General features: G+C 69.8%; 16 protein-coding genes. 12 read left to right on the top strand and 4 right to left on the bottom strand.

Annotated elements, in window-relative coordinates; all coding sequences use genetic code 11:
• Nucleotides 1-247: 247 nt before the first annotated feature.
• Nucleotides 248-1,339: a 3-deoxy-7-phosphoheptulonate synthase gene (locus tag CU254_RS10100; RefSeq protein ID WP_009075261.1), complete on the bottom strand. Its 1,092-nt coding sequence runs from the start codon at nt 1,337-1,339 to the stop codon at nt 248-250.
• Nucleotides 1,340-1,630: 291 nt separating this feature from the next.
• Between CU254_RS10100 and CU254_RS10105 the strand changes: the two genes are divergently transcribed.
• From CU254_RS10105 to CU254_RS10115, 3 genes are all read left to right on the top strand, one after another.
• Nucleotides 1,631-2,656 carry a 6-phosphofructokinase gene (locus tag CU254_RS10105; protein WP_009075263.1) on the top strand — a complete coding sequence of 342 codons (1,026 nt, stop codon included), beginning with the start codon at nt 1,631-1,633 and terminating at the stop codon, nt 2,654-2,656.
• An 83-nt stretch (nt 2,657-2,739) separates the two neighbouring features.
• Nucleotides 2,740-4,014, top strand: a complete 1,275-nt coding sequence (locus tag CU254_RS10110) for a S41 family peptidase (RefSeq protein ID WP_199785855.1) — start codon at nt 2,740-2,742, stop codon at nt 4,012-4,014.
• A 9-nt stretch (nt 4,015-4,023) separates the two neighbouring features.
• Entirely contained in the window at nt 4,024-4,458 is a 435-nt protein-coding gene (locus CU254_RS10115) for a VOC family protein (protein WP_009075267.1), read from the top strand.
• 49 nt (nt 4,459-4,507) lie between these two features.
• On the opposite strand, the gene CU254_RS10120 is transcribed toward CU254_RS10115, so the two are convergent.
• Nucleotides 4,508-6,259, bottom strand: coding sequence for a putative Ig domain-containing protein (locus CU254_RS10120; protein WP_009075270.1), 1,752 nt, complete (start codon nt 6,257-6,259; stop codon nt 4,508-4,510).
• A gap of 166 nt (nt 6,260-6,425) precedes the next feature.
• On the opposite strand from CU254_RS10120, the gene CU254_RS10125 reads away from it, so the two are divergent.
• Nucleotides 6,426-9,242 carry an AAA family ATPase gene (locus CU254_RS10125; protein ID WP_158688003.1) on the top strand — a complete coding sequence of 939 codons (2,817 nt, stop codon included), beginning with the start codon at nt 6,426-6,428 and terminating at the stop codon, nt 9,240-9,242.
• A 63-nt stretch (nt 9,243-9,305) separates the two neighbouring features.
• Nucleotides 9,306-9,860 carry a 3'-5' exonuclease gene (locus CU254_RS10130; protein WP_037713163.1) on the top strand — a complete coding sequence of 185 codons (555 nt, stop codon included), beginning with the start codon at nt 9,306-9,308 and terminating at the stop codon, nt 9,858-9,860.
• Here CU254_RS10130 and CU254_RS10135 read toward each other — a convergent pair.
• Both CU254_RS10135 and CU254_RS10140 read right to left on the bottom strand, forming a co-directional pair.
• Nucleotides 9,857-11,293, bottom strand: coding sequence for an aromatic amino acid ammonia-lyase (locus CU254_RS10135; RefSeq protein WP_009075275.1), 1,437 nt, complete (start codon nt 11,291-11,293; stop codon nt 9,857-9,859). The two genes, CU254_RS10130 and CU254_RS10135, sit on opposite strands and share 4 nt — an antisense overlap.
• Nucleotides 11,294-11,303: 10 nt before the next feature.
• Entirely contained in the window at nt 11,304-11,606 is a 303-nt protein-coding gene (locus tag CU254_RS10140) for a helix-turn-helix transcriptional regulator (RefSeq protein ID WP_199841159.1), read from the bottom strand.
• Nucleotides 11,607-11,775: 169 nt separating this feature from the next.
• On the opposite strand from CU254_RS10140, the gene CU254_RS10145 reads away from it, so the two are divergent.
• From CU254_RS10145 to CU254_RS10175, 7 genes are all read left to right on the top strand, one after another.
• A complete protein-coding gene (locus CU254_RS10145; protein ID WP_037713165.1) occupies nt 11,776-13,002 on the top strand; it encodes a glycoside hydrolase family 18 protein in 1,227 nt (408 codons plus the stop codon).
• A gap of 60 nt (nt 13,003-13,062) precedes the next feature.
• Complete coding sequence (locus tag CU254_RS10150; RefSeq protein ID WP_009075280.1) at nt 13,063-13,728, top strand: DUF2461 domain-containing protein; 666 nt, start codon at nt 13,063-13,065, stop codon at nt 13,726-13,728.
• Between the two features lie 157 nt (nt 13,729-13,885).
• On the top strand, nt 13,886-15,310 hold the full coding sequence (pyk, locus tag CU254_RS10155) for a pyruvate kinase (RefSeq protein ID WP_037713168.1): 1,425 nt from the start codon (nt 13,886-13,888) through the stop codon (nt 15,308-15,310).
• 36 nt (nt 15,311-15,346) lie between these two features.
• On the top strand, nt 15,347-16,249 hold the full coding sequence (locus tag CU254_RS10160) for an acyl-CoA thioesterase II (RefSeq protein WP_009075284.1): 903 nt from the start codon (nt 15,347-15,349) through the stop codon (nt 16,247-16,249).
• 426 nt (nt 16,250-16,675) lie between these two features.
• A complete protein-coding gene (locus CU254_RS10165) occupies nt 16,676-17,575 on the top strand; it encodes a helix-turn-helix transcriptional regulator (RefSeq protein ID WP_009075286.1) in 900 nt (299 codons plus the stop codon).
• Nucleotides 17,576-17,588: 13 nt separating this feature from the next.
• Complete coding sequence (locus tag CU254_RS10170; RefSeq protein WP_037713171.1) at nt 17,589-17,792, top strand: DUF397 domain-containing protein; 204 nt, start codon at nt 17,589-17,591, stop codon at nt 17,790-17,792.
• A 185-nt stretch (nt 17,793-17,977) separates the two neighbouring features.
• Nucleotides 17,978-18,184 (top strand): hypothetical protein, encoded by a 207-nt coding sequence (locus tag CU254_RS10175; protein WP_037713173.1) that lies wholly within the window; start codon nt 17,978-17,980, stop codon nt 18,182-18,184.
• The last annotated feature ends 275 nt before the right edge of the window (nt 18,185-18,459 follow it).

Below are 18,459 nucleotides of genomic sequence, written 5' to 3' on the forward strand. Positions count from 1 at the left end.
GCATGTGACGCACCCAATGTGGCGTTCGGTGCGTCTGGCGCATCCAATGTGGCGTTGGGTGCATGTGACGCAACCAATGTGGCGTTGGGTGCGTGGGGTGCAACCAATGTGGCGTTGGGGGGCGAACCGGAGGTGTGCGGCATCGGCGGTGGTCCGCGAGGGGGCCCCTCACGGGGGTGGCTGTCGTGAGGGGAACCCTGGGGGACTCAGAGTCCGTGAAGGTGGCCCTCACGGACGGCCGAGCTGGTCAGCGGCGGCGGGTGCGGACGGCGGTCGCTAGGGTGTCCAGCAGGTCTTCCGTCGTGTTCCAGTCCATGCAGGCGTCGGTGATGGACTGGCCGTAGGTCAGGTCCTCCGAGCGGCCCAGGACCAGGTCTTGGCGTCCGGCCACCAGGTTGCTTTCCAGCATCAGGCCGGCGATTCCGCGTTCTCCGGCGGCGATCCGGGCGGCCAGGTCCCGGACCACTTCCGACTGGCGGACGTGGTCCTTGTTGCTGTTGCCGTGGCTCGCGTCGATCACCAGGCGTTCCGGGAGTCCCGACTTTGCCAGGCGCGCGAGGGTTTCCTCGACCGAAGCGGGGTCGTAGTTCGGGCCCGCGGAGCTGCCGCGCAGGATGACGTGGCAGTCCGGGTTTCCGGCGGTCGTCACCAAGGCGGCCAGGCCGTCCACGTTGATGCCGGGGAAGACGTGCGAGGCCGCGGCGGCGCGGGTCGCGTCCACCGCCACCTGGATGTCGCCTTCGGTCGAGTTCTTGATCCCGACCGGCATGGACAGGGCGCTGCACAGCTGCCGGTGGACCTGGCTGGCCGCCGTGCGAGCCCCGATCGAGCCCCAGGTGACGATGTCCGCGATGAACTGCGGGGTGATCGGGTCCAGGAATTCGCAGCCCACCGGGAGGCCCAGTTCCGAGACGTCCAGCAGGAGTTTCCGGGCCAGGCGCAGGCCCTTGTTGACCGCGAAGGTGCCGTCCAGGTCGGGGTCGTTGATCAGGCCCTTCCAGCCCAGCGTCGTGCGCGGCTTTTCGAAGTACACCCGCATCACGATGTGCAGGTCTTCGCGCAGGGCCTCGGCCTTCGCGGCCAGGCGGCGGGCGTAGTCGAGGGCGGCTTCCGGGTCGTGGACCGAGCACGGGCCGACGATCACGGCCAGGCGGTCGTCGCGGCCGTCGAGGATGTCGACCGTTTCCGTGCGGCCGTTTTGCACCACTTTGGCGACCGCGGCGTCCACCGGATGGTCTTCGCGCAGCAGGGCGGGCGAGATGAGGGGACTGACCGACGTCGTGCGGCGGTTGTCCAGCGTGCTCGCGTCGGCGGGGGCGGCGACGAGGGGGGTGCTCATGAGCGGGTGGTTCCTTCCTGGTGGACACCGACCCGCGGGGGATTCGCCGAGCCGGTTCGAGATCCGGCTCGGGGTGGAGGTCAGCGCAGGTTCACGCCGCCGTGCCCACCCGGGGCCGGCTTCGTAAACCAGAAATAGCGCTGCACGCCGTCACGGTAACACACCGCCGCGACGGCTCCGCCCGGACCGGATTGGGCAGGTGGTCCGGCCTGCACCGATCCAGATGGAAGCCGCTACGCTGTCCGCGGACTGTGACTGGACTCTCCCTGCGAGGAAGACGGAGGCAACAGAATGCGTGTCGGTGTGCTGACGGGGGGCGGAGACTGCCCCGGCCTGAACGCGGTCATCCGCGCGGTGGTCCGCAAGGGCGTCGAGGTGCACGGCTGGGATTTCGTCGGCTTCCGCAACGGCTGGCAGGGCCCGCTGACCGGTGACAGCCGGCCGCTCGGCCTCGCCGACGTCGAGGACATCCTCACCCGCGGGGGCACGATCCTGCGGTCGTCGCGGACGAACCCGTACAAGGTCGACGGCGGTGTCGACCAGATCCGCAAGGTGCTCGCCGACCAGGGGGTCGACGCGCTGATCGCGATCGGCGGCGAGGACACCCTCGGCGTCGCCAAGCGGCTGACCGACGACGGCATCGGCGTCGTCGGCGTGCCCAAGACGATCGACAACGACCTCGGGGCCACCGACTACACGTTCGGCTTCGACACCGCGGTCTCCATCGCCACTGAGGCGATCGACCGGCTGCACACCACGGCCGAATCGCACCACCGCGCGCTCGTCATCGAGGTCATGGGGCGGCACGCGGGCTGGATCGCGCTGCACTCCGGCCTCGCCGGCGGCGCGAGCGTGATCCTGGTGCCGGAGCGGCACTTCTCCGTCGACCAGGTCGTGCAGTGGGTCGAGCAGCGCTTCGAAAAGGAGTACGCGCCGATCATCGTCGTGGCCGAGGGCGCGCTGCCCGAGGGCGGCGAGGAGAAGCTGCTGACCGGCGAGAAGGACGCCTTCGGGCACGTCCGGCTCGGCGGCATCGGCAACTGGCTGGCCGATGAGATCTCCGCGCGCACCGGCAAGGAATCGCGTGCGGTCGTGCTCGGCCACGTCCAGCGCGGCGGCACCCCGACCGCCTACGACCGGGTCCTCGCGACGCGCTTCGGCCTGCACGCGGTGGACGCGGTCGCGGACGGCGACTTCGGCGTGATGGTGGCGCTCAAGGGCACCGACATCGTGCGCGTGAGGCTGTCCGAGGCGACGGCCGAGCTGAAGACCGTTCCGCTGGAGCGGTACCAGGAAGCCGAAGTGTTCTTCGGCTGAGTCTCCGGTAGGGGAAACCCCACCACAGTGCCGGGGGTGCGCGGTATTCCGTGCGCCCCCGGCCTTTTTCTACTCTCGGGCTCGTGCGAATCTTCCTGGCGGGCTTGACGATGCTCTCGGTGACCGCGGCTCCGGCTTCCACTGTGGACGGTGTGTGGCGCACCGACGGGTACGGGCAATTAGCCCAAGTGTCCGGCGGCAAGCTGACGACCTACGACGTCACCGAGGTCAGCTGCCTCCCTGGCACGCTGTCCGGAACCGGGGACGGCACCAGGTTTTCCACGAACGAAGGCTCGGTCGTCACCCTCCGGCCGGGCCGGATGAGCTTCGACAACAATCTGGGCGTGCGCCGGTTGCGACGCGTTCCCGGCGGGTTGCCCGCGGAATGCCAGACTTCGGCCGCGGACGTGTTCGACGTTTTCTGGCACACTTTTGCCGAGAACTATCCGTTTTTCCGCGCGAAAGGCGTCGACTGGAAGTCCGAAGGGGACGCTGCCCGCCGCGAGCTCGCCGCACATCCGGAACGCCTCTTCGACGTCCTATGTGGACTGATCCGCCCGCTGCACGACGCTCATGTCGGCCTTCTCGCGGCAGGTCAGCACTGTTCCTCTCCGCGACCTGGCACTCCGGACCTGAAGACGACCGTCCCGCGCGTGATCGCCGTGGCCGACGCGAATCTCGGTGTGCCGGTCCAGCGGTGGGCCGACGGAGCCATCGCCTACGCGGATCTGCCGGAGGGCCGCGGATACCTGCGGATCAGCGGATTCCACGACTACGCAGACACTTTCGCCGCCAGCAGCAAGGTGCTGGCGAAAGCCTTGGACGAGATCTTCACCCCAGACCGGGTGCACGCGCTGCGCGGCCTGATCCTCGACCTGCGCGTCAACGGCGGCGGGGACGACCCGCTCGGCCTGCAGGTCGCCGCCCGGCTGACCGACGTCCCGCACTTCGCCTACGCCAAACGCGCCCGCAACGACTCGGACGACCCGACGCGGTTCACCGTGCCGCAACCGTTCTTCGTGCAACCCGCCGCCGCGCCGCGCTACCCCGGACCGCTGACCGTCCTGACCGGCAGCCTGGATGTCTCCGCGGGAGAGACCTTCCTGCAGGCATTGCGGAACCGACAGCCTCGCCCCGTCCTGATCGGACAGTCCACTCAGGGCGCTTTCTCGGACCTGCTGGAGCGGACGCTGCCGAAGCCGGGCTGGAAGGTGGCGTTGCCGAACGAGGAGTACCTCGACCCGGACGGCCGTACCTACGACGGCACCGGCATCAGCCCGGACGTCGAAGTCCCGGTGTACGACCCGGACGACCTCGCCGCCGGACGGGACCCGGCGCTGGCCGCCGCCCGCCGGTAAGGTGAGCGCATGGGGTCGGTCAAACAGTTCCAGGTCACTTTCGACTGCGCGGAACCCGCGCGCGTCGCCCGTTTCTGGTGCGAGGCGCTGGGGTACGTCGTGCCGCCGCCGCCGCAGGGATTCGCCGACTGGGCCGAGTTCGACCGAGCCCAGCCGCCCGAGGAGCAGGGCTCGTGGGCGGCCTGTGTCGATCCCACCGGGGTCGGTCCGCGGCTGTTCTTCCAGCGCGTGCCCGAGGGCCGCGTGGTGAAGAACCGCGTGCACCTGGACATCCGGGTCGGCAGTGGGCTGGTCGGCGCGGAACGCCTCGCGGCGCTGAAAGCCGAGGCCGAACGGCTGACGGCGCTGGGCGCGTCGGTGGTGCAGGTGCTGGAGGCGGACGGCGTGAACGAGTCCTGCATTCCGATGCAGGACGTCGAGGGCAACGAGTTCTGCCTGGACTGACGAAGCCGCCGTGCCGCGGATCGACCGCGGCACGGCGACTGTCCGGGGGTCAGGAAACGGACACGTTGGACGGAGCGGTGAACGAGCCGCTCGACACGTCGTAGATCTGCGACACGGTGAGGCTGCCGCCCGCCGGGATGCTGTCCTGGCCGGTGATCACGATGTGCCCGGTCGACCCGGACGCGGTGCCCGGGTTCGTGTTCGACAGCAACTCGTTCGACGGCAGGTCGAACGACAGCGTCCAGCCGTTCGCCGCCGACGCGCCGCCGTTGGTGATCGTGAAGTGCGCGAAGGCGCCGAACCCGTAGTCGTAGTCGGTGGTGAAGGTCGCGGTCAGCTTGCCCGCCGGGGCCGTCGTGACGGTCCAGGTGAACGGAGCCTGCGCGGTCGCCCCGGCGGCATCGGTGGCCGTCACGGTGACGTTGCTGGTGCCCGCGGCGGTCGGCGTGCCGGTGATCGAGCCGGTCTTGCCGTCGATGGCCAGCCCGGCCGGAAGCCCGTTCGCCGAGTAGGTGTAGGGCGAGGTGCCGCCGGAAGCGGTCACCTTCAGCGAAACCGCCTTGCCCACCACGCTGTTCTGGTTGCCCGGGTTGCTGACGCTCAGCTTGCCGTTGGTGCCGCCGCCGGGGGTCAGGCCGTTGACGCCGTGCGGCGTGCCGAGACCGGTCGGGCCGTCCCAGCCGGTGCCCGCGTTGCAGATCACCGTGCCGCAGCTGCCGTTGCTGCCCGAGGTGACGTCGTTGAAGTCGCCCGGGTGCGCGTACGGGTAGGTCGCGGCGTTGTCGCCGTCCTTCGGCGTCCCGGCGAGCGCCCAGATGCCGGCGACGATCGGGGTGGCGAGGCTGGTGCCGCCGTACTGCGACTGCTGGCCGTTGACGTAGATCGTGATGCCGCTGTTGGGGTCCGCGTCGGCCGAAATGTCCGAAGTGGCCCGGTTGTCGCAGGCGGTGGTGATCCCGTTCTGGAACGCGGGCTTGCTGAACTTGCTCGAACAGCCGCTGCCCGCCTTGCTCCAGGCGGTTTCGGAGTAGCCGCTGCCGGACGCGGTCAGCGTGGTGCCGCCGACCGCGACCACCTCGGGCGACGTGGCCGGGTATTCGGCCTGGGTACCGCTTTCGCTGCCCCAGTCGCCGGTGGCGCCGAGGATCGCGACGCCCGGGTGGTTGTAGTGCTGCTCGGCGTCCGCCGGGATCGCGCTTTCGTGGTCGGCGTAGCTGTTGGACACGATCTTCGCGCCGAGCCGGACCGCGCTGTCGACCGCCGCCGCGAGGTCGCTGTCCTCGTTGCTGTTGCCTTCCACCAGCAGGATCTTGCAGTCCGGGCAGAGCGCGCTGACCGCGTCGACGTCGATGGCCATCTCGGTCGCCCAGCCCGAGTCGGTCTTGGACGGCAGCGTGCTCGTGCCGTCCTGGCCGACCACGGTCAGGCAGCCGTTCGCCTTGGTGCAGGAGCCCAGGTTCCACTGCGACCGGTAGTCGTTCAGGTCCTTCTCGATGCCCGGGTCGTCGAAGGCGTCGACGATCGCGACGGTGGTCCCGCCGCTCTTCATCCCGGCGACGCCGTAGGCCTTCTGCAGATCGGCCGGGCTCATCGCATTAGCCGGTCGCGCACCTGCCGAAACCAGTTGCACGGCCTGGCATTTCGCGTAGCCCGCGGGTGCGTTCGCGCACGACGCGGGGCTCAGCTGGGGGCCGGCCGCGGCCTCGGCGACCGGGGTGAAGGTCGCCGCCACCCCGGCTCCGAGAGCGAGCGCGGCGCCGGCGGCGGCCAGCCGTCTCAAGGTCATTCCTGCACGCATCATCGCGTCCTTCCTCGTACGCCGCTGCCCGGAGGGCGGGCGAAAAGCGGTGCCGCCATTGGATTTCACCGAGGCGGCCCGAACCAGGAACAACCGGCACAACCGGCTGTTGTGCCGGGAGGAGGAACCCGACCTTCGGAGGATGTTCCGCGCCTCCCGGCGAGCGACCATGGACCGGCGGGAGGTGCGGGACATGCCGGACGGCGGGACGGAAACGTTCGACCGGACGCTGGTCCGGTTGCGCCGGGCGGCCGGGCTCACCCAGGAACAACTGGCGCAGCGCTGCGGGCTGAGCACGCGCGGCGTCGGGAATCTCGAACGCGGGCAACGGCATCCGCGGCGAGTCACCGTGCAGTTGCTAGCCGACGGTCTCGCGCTGCCCGAGGACGACCGGGCCGAACTGCTGGCGGCTGCGCGGCGCGGCAGGCAGCGTCCGCCGGACCGCCCGGTCGCCCCTCCTCGTCCGGCACCCGGCCTCGTCGGCCGCGTCGAGGAACACGCCTTGCTGGACAAGCACATTTCGGGCACCGGCAGGCCGTTTCTGGTCTTCGCGGGACAAACCGGAATCGGCAAGACCCGGCTGCTCGCCGAGGCCGCGACGCTGGCCGAGGCGCGGGGCACGGTGGTGCTCTCGTCCGCGTGCTCCCGGTACGGAGGCGAGCCGTACGCGCCGCTGTCCGAAGCCATTGCCCGGCACGTGTCGGAACATCCCGCTGGACCGGGCCTGGCGTTCCTGCTGCCCGAACAACGCACCGCCGAACCGGCTCCGGCTCGCTGGCTGCTGTTCGCCGAAGCAGCGCGGTTTCTCGACACGCTCGCCCGGCGGCACGGCGTGCTGGTGATCCTCGACGACCTGCAATGGGCCGGTCCGGACGGACTCGCGCTGCTGGCCTCGCTCGTGCAGGACGTCCGGCCGGACCGGGTCCGTTTCCTCGCCGCCTACCGGGACACCGAACTCGCCGCGGCCGAACCGCTGGCCGACACGCTGCTCGAGCTGTACCGGAAAGGCTTGGTCACCCAGCATTCGCTGGCCCCGTTGGCAGATGACGACGCGACGACCCTGTTGCACCGCAGCGCCGGAACCGAGGTCGGCCCGTCCGCTCGCGACCGGGTGCTCCGGCTCGCCGGCGGACTCCCGTTGTTCCTCGTCCAGCTGGGACACGTACTGGGCAGATCCGGCAAACCGCCCGCGGAACTGCCGTGGGGCCTCGCGCACGCGGTGCGGCGGCAGGTCGGTTCGCTGCCCGAGCGCACCGTCGAGGTGCTCACGCTGCTCGCGGTGGGGCAGCAGCGGATGGACCCGGACGTCCTGGCCGCGGCCGCCGGGCTGGATCCGGCCGAATTGTCCGAAGTGCTGGCTCCCGCGCACACCGCGCGGCTGCTGGACGAGAACGCCGAGGGCGTCCGGCTCACACACGAACTGGTCGCCGAAGTCGTGAACGGCGACCTGCCGCCAAGCCGTCGCCATGTCCTGCACCGCAGACTCGCCGACGCGTTGGGCGGCGCCGCGGCGGCCTATCACTACACGCACGCGCAGGACACCGAACGCGCTGCGCAGACTTTGCGGCACGCCGCGGAAAAAGCCAGCCGACAAGCCGCGCACGACACGGCCGCACAGCACTGGGGCGCACTAGTCGACCTGCTGGACCGCACCGGTTCTCAGGCCGCCGTCGCCGAAGCCGCCGAAGCGTGGGCGGACGCACTCGCCGCGGCCGGTCGGTACGACGCCGCGCTCGCCGCCGCCGAACGCGCGCTTTTGGTGTACCGCAAGGAAGGCGACGAAGAACGGCAGCGCCTCGTGATCGCGAGGATCGGTTACCTGCACTACCAACGCGGCACTCCGCGCGAGGGCTTGGCCCGGATCGCGCCGACGCTGACCGAAGACCGCCCTGGCGGCTCTGCCGTGCGGCTGCGGTTGGCCCGCGCCGCGAATCTGTATCAGAGCACGCGCTACCGGGAATCCGTCGAGGTCTCCACCGCCGCGATCGTCGCGGCAGAGTCGGCGGGGGACGAGCACGGTCTCGCCGGCGGCCGTCTGCGTCGCGGACTCGCCCTACGCCTGCTCGGCCGCAACGAGGAAGCACTGACGGATCTGCACACCGCCGCAGCGACCGCGGAACTGTGCGGCGACCGGGAGATCGTCGTCCGCGCGCTGACGGGGGTCGCGGTCCTGCACCACTACCGCGGCGAACTGGCCCGCGCCGACCGGCAGTTCGAGCGAATCCTCCGGCTGGCAGAAGAACTGGGCGACCGGGAGCTGCTCAGCCGGGCAGTCTGCAACGTCGGCGCGAGCGCGGTCTACGTCGGCCGCTGGGGCGACGCACTGCGACGGTTCAGCCAGGCACTGGAACTGGCCGGACACGGCCGCTCGCCCATGTGCGGCGCGATGGCCCTCATCGGCCGCGGCGCCCTCTGGTCCGCCTGCGGCCGCTATGCGACGGCCGCCGACGATCTGACTCGAGTGCTTCGGCTGGGCCGGGAAAGCGACAACGCCGACATCATCTGCAACGCGTCCGCCCAGCTGGCGGAGAACGACGTACGCGCGGGCCGACCGGCTGAAGGGGTGCGTCGGTTGCTGCCTTTGCTTGCGCTGCAAGGGGAACGGAGCTGGCAGATGACCGACGCACTGCCGTTCCTCGCCGAAGCCCAACTGGCGTCCGGGGACCCGGTTGCCGCCGGGGAGACCGCTGCGGAGGCGGTGGCTTGTACTGAGCACATCGACCATATCCTCGCCCGCACGGACGCGTTTCGGGTGCAGGGGCTGGCTTTTCTCCGGTGCGGGGCTGTTTCGTCGGCGGAGGAGAGCATGGAGGAGGCTTGGTCGTTGGCTGAACGGCTGGCTTCGCCTTACCTGCTCGCGCGGGTGAGTGCGGCGCGCGCTGCCTTGGCGGATCACCTCGGCGACTCTATGGGGGCGGCTCGGGATCGGGGGCGGGCGGAGGAGTTGTTCACGGAGTTGCGGCGGGATGCGTTGGCGGGGGAGTGAGTAGACTGTCCACATAGGGCGGTCGCGGTAACTCGGTTGCCTTCAGTTCCTACCCTTGCTGGCATGGAAAGCCTCCTGAACGTGGTCGATGTCGAAGCGACCTGCTGGGAGAACCAGCCGCCGCCCGGCCAGGTCAGCGAGATCATCGAAATCGGCTTGACGGTCGTCGATCTGCGTGCGGGCGAGCGGGTGGCGAAGCACCGGATACTGGTCCGCCCGGCTCGGTCCGAGGTGAGTCCGTTCTGCACCGAACTCACCGGGTTGACTCAGTCCGAGGTGGACGGTGGCCTGTCGTTTCGGGAGGCCTGCCGGACGCTGGCGGTGCGGCATCGCACGACGGAATTGCCGTGGGCCAGCTGGGGTGACTACGACCGCAACCAGTTCACCCGGCAATGCCGCCACACCGGCACCGAGTACCCGTTCACCGGACTGCACACCAACGCGAAGGTCGCGTTCACCGCGGCGTACGGCCTGCGTCGTCGTCCCGGAATGGCGCAAGCCCTTGCCGTCGCAGGCCTTCCGTTGGAAGGGCGTCACCATCGCGGGGACGACGACGCATGGAACATCGGCGCTCTGGTGCTGGAGATCGCGAAACGCGGAGCGTGGCCGGTCGGTTAGATCCGCGCCAATTCGTCCAACACTCCCGCCGCCTTCGCGATGTCGTCAGTCAACGGCCGATCCTCCAGCCGCTCGTCCAACACCCCCTCCGCAGCCGCGAACGCCGCCCGCACCGGCAGGTCCACCAGTTCCGCCTTGCGAATCCGCAACGCCCGCACCGCCGCGACCAGCTCGCAAGCCAGCACCTGCCGATAAGCTGAAGCAGCCGCAGTGGCCGCCCGCGCGGCCTGGGTCGAGAAGCTTGCGTGATCCTCGATCCCGCGCGACACCACCGCGGTCCCGAGTGTCGCGGGCAGTGCCGCCTGTCGCAGTTCGGTCAGGGCGTCGTGTGCGACGTACTCCAAGATCATCACCCCGGAACTCCCCGGCGGCCCGACCGCGAGAAACGGGCGCAGTCCGGTGAATTCCGGTTCCACCAAGTCTCCCAACCGGGCCACGGACAGCTCCGCGACCTGATGCACCGTCGCGCGGGCTTGGTCGAGGGCAGTCGACACGTACGCGGTGTGGAAGTGCGCATGATGGTAAGCATCGCCGTGCACCGTGGAGATCATCGGATTTTCCGTGCTGGCATTGATTTCCACGGCGAGCACGTCACGCAAGTAGTGGATCGCGTCCAAAGCAGGACCTTGCACTTGAGGGAAAGCGCGCAGCCCGAAGGGATCCTGAAGCCGACGCCCCGGCTTAGGCGTGCCGTGCATGCCCAGCAGCCGACGCATCTCAGCCGCGCACGCCACCTGTCCAGCGTGTGGACGCGCTTCGTGCACAGGTGTCGCGTACGCCTCAGGGTTGCCGTCGAGCGCTACGTACGTGAGTGCGGCGACGGCGTGGCTCGCGCGGGTGAGCGTGTCCAGGCTCATCGCCGCGAGAGTCGCTTCGGCGAGTGTCGCGGCGTTGCTGCTCATGAACGCCAACGCGTCGCCCGCGTGCACCGGAACCGGTGGCACCGCGCCGATTGCCCACTCGCGTTCCCCGGCCAGCGCGAGGGCGGTTTCCGCCAGGGGAGCGAGGTCGCCGGTGCCGATCGCGCCCAGCCGGTGCACCACGGGCAGCGTTCCGGTGCGCACCGCTTCAGCGAGCGCGCCGATCAGTTCCGGGCTGATCCCCGACCGGCCGGCGAGCAGTTGGTTGAGCCGGATCAGCAGCATGGCGCGGATCTGGCCGTCGGGCAGCAGTTCACCGCTGCCGCCGGCGTGGCTGCGCAGCAGGCGGAGGCCGTGTTCGGCGGGCTCGTCCACCGCGTCGTCCTTGTTCGCGCCGACGCCGGTGGTGCGGCCGTAGACCACGCGCCGGGTGCTCAGGTCCTCCGCGAGCTTCCACGAGTGCTCGGCGGCTCGCAGCGCGGCGATCGAGACGTCGATCGCCAGCGGGCCTTCGGTGTGCGCCGCCGTGACCACGTCGGCGCACCGCAGGGTCCGGCCGTCCACTCGGATCACGGCGTGCTCCTCATTCGGTTTCGTCGAGCCGCTGTTCGAGCGCGTCGAGCCGGTCCGCCCAGAACTGCCGGTAGGGCGCGAGCCACGCGTCCACTTCGGCCAGCGGTTCGGCGCGCAGCCGGTAGCAGCGGCGCTGCGCGGACACCCGCACTGTCACCAGCCCCGCCTCGCGCAGGACGCGCAGGTGCTTGGACACGGCGGGCTGGCTGAGCCGCAGTTCGGCCACCAGTTCGCCGACCGACCGCTCGCCCGCGAGCAGCAGGTCCAGCAGCGCGCGGCGGCGGGGTTCGGCCAGCACGTCGAAGGTCTGCATCACCCCGGAAATCTGCCTCGCGGGGCATATGCCTGTCAAGGAATGCGCGTACCGCCGAATGTCCGGTTTGTGGTCTAAACCATTGACCTGGTGGTCTAGTCCACTTACGGTGCGCTTGTCCCCACCGTCATCAGGTGAGCACCGACGGTGACTCCTGAAGGGAGCAACGATGCTTCGCTTGCGCAGAAAACGCCTGCTGGCCCTGGCCGGCCTGGTGACCGCGGCGTTCGCCGCCGCGGCCGCGCTCGTCCCCGCCGCCTCGACGGCCGCCCCAGCGAGAACCGAGGCCGCGTCCGGCAAGGTGGTCGGCTATTTCACCGACTGGGGCGTCTACGACCGCAACTACCACGTCAAGAACATCGAGACGTCCGGCTCGGCGAACAAGCTCACGCACATCAACTTCGCCTTCGGCAACGTCACCGGCGGCGGCTGCGCGATCGGCGACGCGTGGGCCGACTACCAGAAGACCTACGACGCGGCGGGCAGCGTCGACGGCGTCGCCGACACCTGGGACCAGCCGCTCGCGGGCAGCTTCAACCAGCTCAAGAAGCTGAAGGCCAAGCACCCCGGGCTGAAGGTCATCTGGTCGTTCGGCGGCTGGACCTGGTCCGGCGGCTTCGGGCAGGCCGCGAAGAACCCCGAGGCCTTCGCGAACTCCTGCTACAACCTGGTCAACGACAAGCGCTGGGCGGGGCTGTTCGACGGCATCGACCTCGACTGGGAGTACCCGAACGCGTGCGGGCTCACCTGTGACACGAGCGGACCCGACGCGCTGAAGAAGCTGCTCGCGGCCGTGCGGGCCAAGTTCGGCTCGTCGAAGCTCGTCACCGCTGCGATCTCCGCGGACGGCAGCAACGGCGGCAAGCTCGACGCCACCGATTACGCGGGCGCCGCGCAGTACGTCGACTGGTACAACGTGATGACCTACGACTTCTTCGGCGCCTGGGCCGCGCAAGGCCCGACCGCGCCGCACTCGCCGCTGACGTCGTACAACGGCCTGCCGACCCAGGGCTTCTACTCGGACGCGGCCATCCAGAAGCTCAAGAGCAAGGGCGTTCCGGCTTCGAAACTCTTGCTGGGCATCGGTTTCTACGGCCGCGGCTGGACCGGCGTCACGCAGAGCGCCCCGGGCGGCACCGCGACCGGACCGGCTCCGGGCAAGTACGAGCAGGGCATCGAGGACTACAAGATCCTCAAGACCAAGTGCCCGGCGACCGGAACCGTCGCGGGCACCGCGTACGCCAAGTGCGGTTCGAACTGGTGGAGCTACGACACCCCGGCGACCATCTCCGGCAAGACGGCGTACGCGAGGTCCCAGGGCCTCGGCGGCACCTTCTTCTGGGAGCTGTCCGGCGACACCTCGAACGGCGAGCTGATCACGGCGCTGGCCAAGTAAGGCCCGCTCGATACCGCCGGGGCGCCGATTCTGTCGGTGCCCCGGTTTATCGTGCTGCGGGTGAAGTTCAGCGGATTCGGGGAGCACGCCGTCGAGTTCTACGACGGGCTGCTCGCGGACAACACCAAGGCCTACTGGGACGACCACGTCGCGATCTACCGGGAGCACGTCCGGGCTCCGATGGAGGCGCTGCTGGCCGAGCTGGAGCCGGAGTTCGGCGCGGGCTTCGGCGAGGCGAAGGTGTTCCGGCCGTACCGCGACGTCCGGTTCGCCAAGGACAAGACGCCGTACAAGACGCACTGCGGCGGCGTGATCGAGGCCGGCCGCGGCGGGGGAGCGTATTACGTCGAGGTCGGCCCGGCCGGGCTGCGCGTCGGCGGCGGCTGTTTCCACCTCGCCTCGGACCAGCTGGCCCGGTACCGCACGGCCGTCGACACCGAACTGCACGGGCCCGCGCTGGAGAAGATCCTGGCGAGCCTGCGCAAGGCGGGCTGGGAAATTCTCGGTGACCGGCTGAAGTCCAAACCGCGCGGGTTCGCCGAAGATCATCCGCGTCTCGACCTGCTGCGCCACCGCTCGGTGTACGCCGTCCGAGCCTGGGAGCCGGACGACTTCCTGCACGAGCGCGAGGCACTCGAGCGGGTGCGGAAATCGTGGCGTCAGCTGCGGAAATTCAACGAATGGGCGCGCGACCACGTGGGTCCGAGCGAGAAACCGCGGCGCTGAACCCGGCCTCCCCCGTTCGGGTGATTCCGGGAGCCCGCGTGCGGCGCCGCCGCGCAGCGCGCGCCGGTGCCCGGAACTGAATCCTTCCCGCGTTCCGGGGCCGGAACTTCGGGATCGGTACAGACGCGAGCGGCCCGAGCGACTAGGCTCTCCGGACGTGAGCCGACGCGCGAAGATCGTTTGTACATTGGGTCCCGCGACCTCCACCCCGGAGAAGATGCGGGCACTCGTCGACGCCGGGATGGACGTCGCGAGGATGAACTTCAGCCACGGCAGCCACAGCGACCACAAGCAGGTCTACGACCTGGTCCGGTCCGCGGCCGCCGAGTCCGGCCGGGCGGTGGGGATCCTCGCCGACCTGCAGGGACCGAAGATCCGGCTGGGCACGTTCGCCAGCGGATCGGCGGAATGGCACACCGGCGACGTCGTCCGGATCACCGTCGAGGACGTCGCGGGCACCCACGACCGGGTCTCCACCACCTACAAGGGACTTGCCAAGGACGCCAAGCCGGGCGACCGGCTGCTGGTCGACGACGGCAAGGTCGGCCTGGTGGTCAAGGACGTCGAGGGCCCGGACGTCGTGTGCGAGGTGACCGAGGGCGGCCCGGTCAGCAACAACAAGGGCGTGTCGCTGCCCGGCATGGACGTCTCGGTGCCCGCGCTGTCCGACAAGGACATCGAGGACCTGGAGTTCGCGCTGCACCTGGGCGTCGACTTCATCGCGCTGTCGTTCGTGCGCTCGCCGGCCGACATCGACCTCGTGCACCAGGTCATGGACCGCGTCGGCAAGGGACGGCTGCCGGTCGTCGCGAAGATCGAGAAGCCGGAGGCGGTCTACAACCTCGAGGCCATCGTGCTGGCCTTCGACGCGGTGATGGTCGCCCGCGGCGACCTCGGCGTCGAGCTGCCGCTCGAGCAGGTCCCGCTGGTGCAGAAGCGCGCCATCCAGATCTGCCGCGAGAACGCGAAGCCGGTCATCGTCGCCACGCAGATGCTGGAGTCGATGATCAACAACTCCCGCCCGACCCGCGCCGAGGCGTCCGACGTCGCGAACGCGGTCCTCGACGGCGCGGACGCGGTGATGCTGTCCGGCGAGACGAGCGTCGGCCGGTACCCGATCGAAACGGTCCAGACGATGGGCCGGATCGTCGAGGCCGTCGAGACGGATTCGCCGGTCGTGCCGCCGCTGTCGCACGTGCCGCGCACCAAGCGGGGCGTGATCTCCTACGCCGCCCGCGACATCGGCGAGCGGCTCAACGCCAAGGCGCTGGTCGCGTTCACGCAGTCCGGAGACACTGTGCGCCGCCTCGCGCGGCTGCACACGCGCTTGCCGCTGATGGCCTTCACGCCGGAGCAGAGCGTCCGCAGCCAGCTGGCGCTGACCTGGGGCACCACGACGCAGATCGTGCCCCGGGTGGACTCCACCGACCAGATGATCCAGCAGGTCGACCACGCGATGCTCGAAATGGGCAAGTACCAGCGCGGCGACCTCGTGGTGATCGTGGCCGGTTCCCCGCCCGGGACCGTCGGGTCGACGAACCTGATCCACGTCCACCGGCTCGGTGAAGACGACCACGCATAAGGGACGCGCCGGAACCCTGGCACATATGGTTCCGGCATGACTGAGATGGCCAGGGAAGCCGCCACCGAACTCGACACGAGCGTCGGTGGCGGCGGGCAGCCGGTGCTGGACAAGCTCGTCGCGCTGCTGGACCTGGAGAAGATCGAAGAGAACATCTACCGCGGCGTTTCGCCCGCGCACTCGCCGGTGCGCGTGTTCGGCGGGCAGGTCGCCGGGCAGGCGCTCGTCGCTGCGGGGCGGACCGTCCCGGAGGAACGGCGGGTCCACTCGCTGCACGCGTACTTCATCCGCGGCGGCGACCCGAGCGTCCCGATCGTGTACGAAGTGGACCGGATCCGCGACGGCCGCTCGTTCACCACCCGCCGCGTCGTCGCGATCCAGCACGGCAAGGCGATTTTCTCGCTGTCCGCGTCGTTCCAGAAGGACGAACCGGGCATCGACCACGCCGAGACCATGCCCGCCGACGTGCCCGACCCGGAATCGCTGCCGACCTTCCCCGAACTGACCGCCGGGTACGGCCTGCGCCACGCCGAACGTCCGCGGCCGATCGACATCCGCTACATCGGCGAGCCGCCGTGGATCACCCGCTCGACCGGTGAACGCCCGACGCAGCACCGCGTCTGGATGCGGGCCGACGGCACGCTGTCCGACAACCAGCTGCTGCACGTCTGCGTGCTCACTTACGCCTCGGACATGACGCTGCTCGACTCGGTGCTGGCGCGGCACGGCGTGTACTGGGACGTCGACAAGGTGCTCGGCGCGAGCCTCGACCACGCGCTCTGGTTCCACCGTCCATTCCGGGCGGACGAGTGGTTCCTCTACGACAGCACGTCGCCCAGCGCCTCGGGCGCCCGCGGGCTGGCCACCGGACGGTTCTTCACCCGCGACGGCCTGCACGTCGCCACCGTCGTCCAAGAAGGACTGCTGCGGGTCCGTTGAGGACAGCCACCCCCTCGATGACCACTCAGAGTGGCTGTCTGCACGGAAATCGCCGGAAATCATCACACTCTCGTGGCGAAATTGCGCGGAAAAACCCGTCTGAGTAATACCGCGAAGCAAAGGAAGGTGCCCGGGACCGGTCGGGGGGCGGCCCCGGACACCGTGGTCGTGCGCATTCGGCCGGTGTCCGCGAATAGCCGGGCACGGCCGTCGTCTACGCTGCTCAGGGCCGTCGGCGCGGTTGGATTCGCGTCTCGGCCCGCAGGATGCCAGAGTACAAGCGCACTCTGCACAATGCAGGTCGGAACCGGCGACGGCCGGATCCGCGGCGGCAGTGGGAATTCGCCGGTGTTATTACTCCACTGACAAGTCGATCACCTGGTTAGATATGCAGTGCGGGCAACAATACGGACCGGAGGTGCTGCCGTGGCGAGAGGCCAGGGACCGACCGTTCGCCGCAGGCGCCTCGCGAGCGAGCTGCGGAGGCTGCGCGAAGCCGCCGATCTCACCATCGACGAGGTCGGCGAGAAGCTGGAGTGCTCGGCGTCCAAAGTGAGCCGCATCGAGACCGGCCACGTCGGCGTCACCCCGCGCGACGCGCGGGACATGCTCGCTCTGTACGGCATCACCGGCGACGAGCAGGAAGCGCTCGTCCAGCTGGCGCGGGAGGCGCGCAAACGCGGCTGGTGGCACGCGTACAACGAAGTCTTCACCGGCACCTTCGTCGGCCTCGAAGCCGACGCGAGTTCGCTGCGCGCGTTCCAGGCGCTGCTGGTCCCGGGCTTGCTGCAGACCGAGCGCTACGCGTTCTCGGTGATCCGCGCGCTGCGCCCGGACGCCGAAGAGTCCGAGACGCGCCGCCGGGTCGCCGCGCGGATGGCGCGCCAGCAGCTGCTGAACGACGACCCGCCGGTCGAGTACTGGGCGGTGATCGACGAGGCGGTGCTGCACCGCGTGGTCGACAGCCCCGAGGTGATGGCCGAGCAGCTGTACCGGATCACCGCGATGGCGGAAAAGCCGAACGTGACCGTCCAGGTGGTGCCGTTCGGAGCCGGGGCGCACCCCGGCATGGAGGGACCGTTCCTCATCATGGGCTTCCCCGAGCAGGCCGATCCCGACGTGGTCTACGTTGACGACAGCACCTCCAGCGGCCTGTACCTCGAACAGCCCGAAGACGTCCGGCGCTACGCGCTGATGTTCGACCACCTGCGCGCAGCAGCGCTGAAACCGGACGATTCGGTGGCGCTGATCACCGACGCGGCCGGCCGGTTCGCCGAACAGGCCGCCGCGGTTCAGGAACCGAGGAACACCAACCCGAGACAGTGAGGATGTGGGGACCATGACGGCCGACCTTTCCGGGGCCCAGTGGCGCAAGAGCAGCTACAGCGGCGGCGGCAACGACTGCGTCGAGGTCGCCTTCGTCGCGGGCGGCGCCGCGGTGCGGGACTCCAAAGACCCCGAAGGAGGAGCCTTCCGCCTGCCCGCCGCCGGCTGGCAGGGGCTGCTCGACGCGGTGCGCGCCGACAGCCGGGGACAGGCTTGATCCGTTCGCTCGACTGATCGCTGCACTGAGACCCCTTACCCCGCTCGACCTGGACATCCTTAGGTCACCGCGCGGGTAAGGGGTCTTTTCGCGCCCGGGAGTAGGCGATCACCTGATGCCCGGGGCGGGCCCTCAGCACGAAAGTGGACATCGTTCGAGAACGACGACCCGCTGGGGAGAACACGATGAGCGACTACAACTGGGACGCCACCCGCGCCGAGGTGGACTACCGGATGGCCGAACTGCGCCGCGCCGCCCGCCAAGCCCGCCTGAGCCGGGGCAACCGGGTCGTCCGCTGGGTGCGGGCGCACCGCATCACGAACGTCGAGGTGCCCCGCCAGGAAAGGCGCACGGCGACGGTACCGGAGGCCAGGGCGCGACATACCGCTTGAGCCCCGGGCCGCGGAGCCGCTCGGATGCCGGGCACGGAGGTCAGCACGGATGTCGGGGACGGTAAGGGGGTCGGGCGGGGCGGCTGAGCCGGAACACGGATTCCGGGTCGGCCGCTCCGTCCGCCGGATTCCGCTTCGTTTCCGCTGCTTCCGGCAGGCTGGCGGGACGGGACCGGCCTCGGTTGCCGGACCTGGGCGGCGTCGCTGGCCGGAGGACTGACCGGATCGCGCGCAACCGCCTTCGCCGGGTCGGCCCTGAAGCAAGGGATCGGCTC

The organism is Amycolatopsis sp. AA4 (assembly GCF_002796545.1).
Classification (GTDB): Bacteria; Actinomycetota; Actinomycetes; order Mycobacteriales; family Pseudonocardiaceae; genus Amycolatopsis.

Bases quoted from the DNA above. Each gene is read 5' to 3' on its own strand.
- CU254_RS10100 (WP_009075261.1), bottom strand. From the start codon at position 1,339: ATGAGCACCCCCCTCGTCGCCGCCCCCGCCGACGCGAGCACGCTGGAC.
- CU254_RS10105 (WP_009075263.1), top strand. From the start codon at position 1,631: ATGCGTGTCGGTGTGCTGACGGGGGGCGGAGACTGCCCCGGCCTGAAC.
- CU254_RS10115 (WP_009075267.1), top strand. From the start codon at position 4,024: ATGGGGTCGGTCAAACAGTTCCAGGTCACTTTCGACTGCGCGGAACCC.
- CU254_RS10120 (WP_009075270.1), bottom strand. From the start codon at position 6,259: ATGATGCGTGCAGGAATGACCTTGAGACGGCTGGCCGCCGCCGGCGCC.
- CU254_RS10125 (WP_158688003.1), top strand. From the start codon at position 6,426: ATGGACCGGCGGGAGGTGCGGGACATGCCGGACGGCGGGACGGAAACG.
- CU254_RS10130 (WP_037713163.1), top strand. From the start codon at position 9,306: ATGGAAAGCCTCCTGAACGTGGTCGATGTCGAAGCGACCTGCTGGGAG.
- CU254_RS10140 (WP_199841159.1), bottom strand. From the start codon at position 11,606: ATGCAGACCTTCGACGTGCTGGCCGAACCCCGCCGCCGCGCGCTGCTG.
- CU254_RS10145 (WP_037713165.1), top strand. From the start codon at position 11,776: ATGCTTCGCTTGCGCAGAAAACGCCTGCTGGCCCTGGCCGGCCTGGTG.
- CU254_RS10160 (WP_009075284.1), top strand. From the start codon at position 15,347: ATGACTGAGATGGCCAGGGAAGCCGCCACCGAACTCGACACGAGCGTC.
- CU254_RS10170 (WP_037713171.1), top strand. From the start codon at position 17,589: ATGACGGCCGACCTTTCCGGGGCCCAGTGGCGCAAGAGCAGCTACAGC.
- CU254_RS10175 (WP_037713173.1), top strand. From the start codon at position 17,978: ATGAGCGACTACAACTGGGACGCCACCCGCGCCGAGGTGGACTACCGG.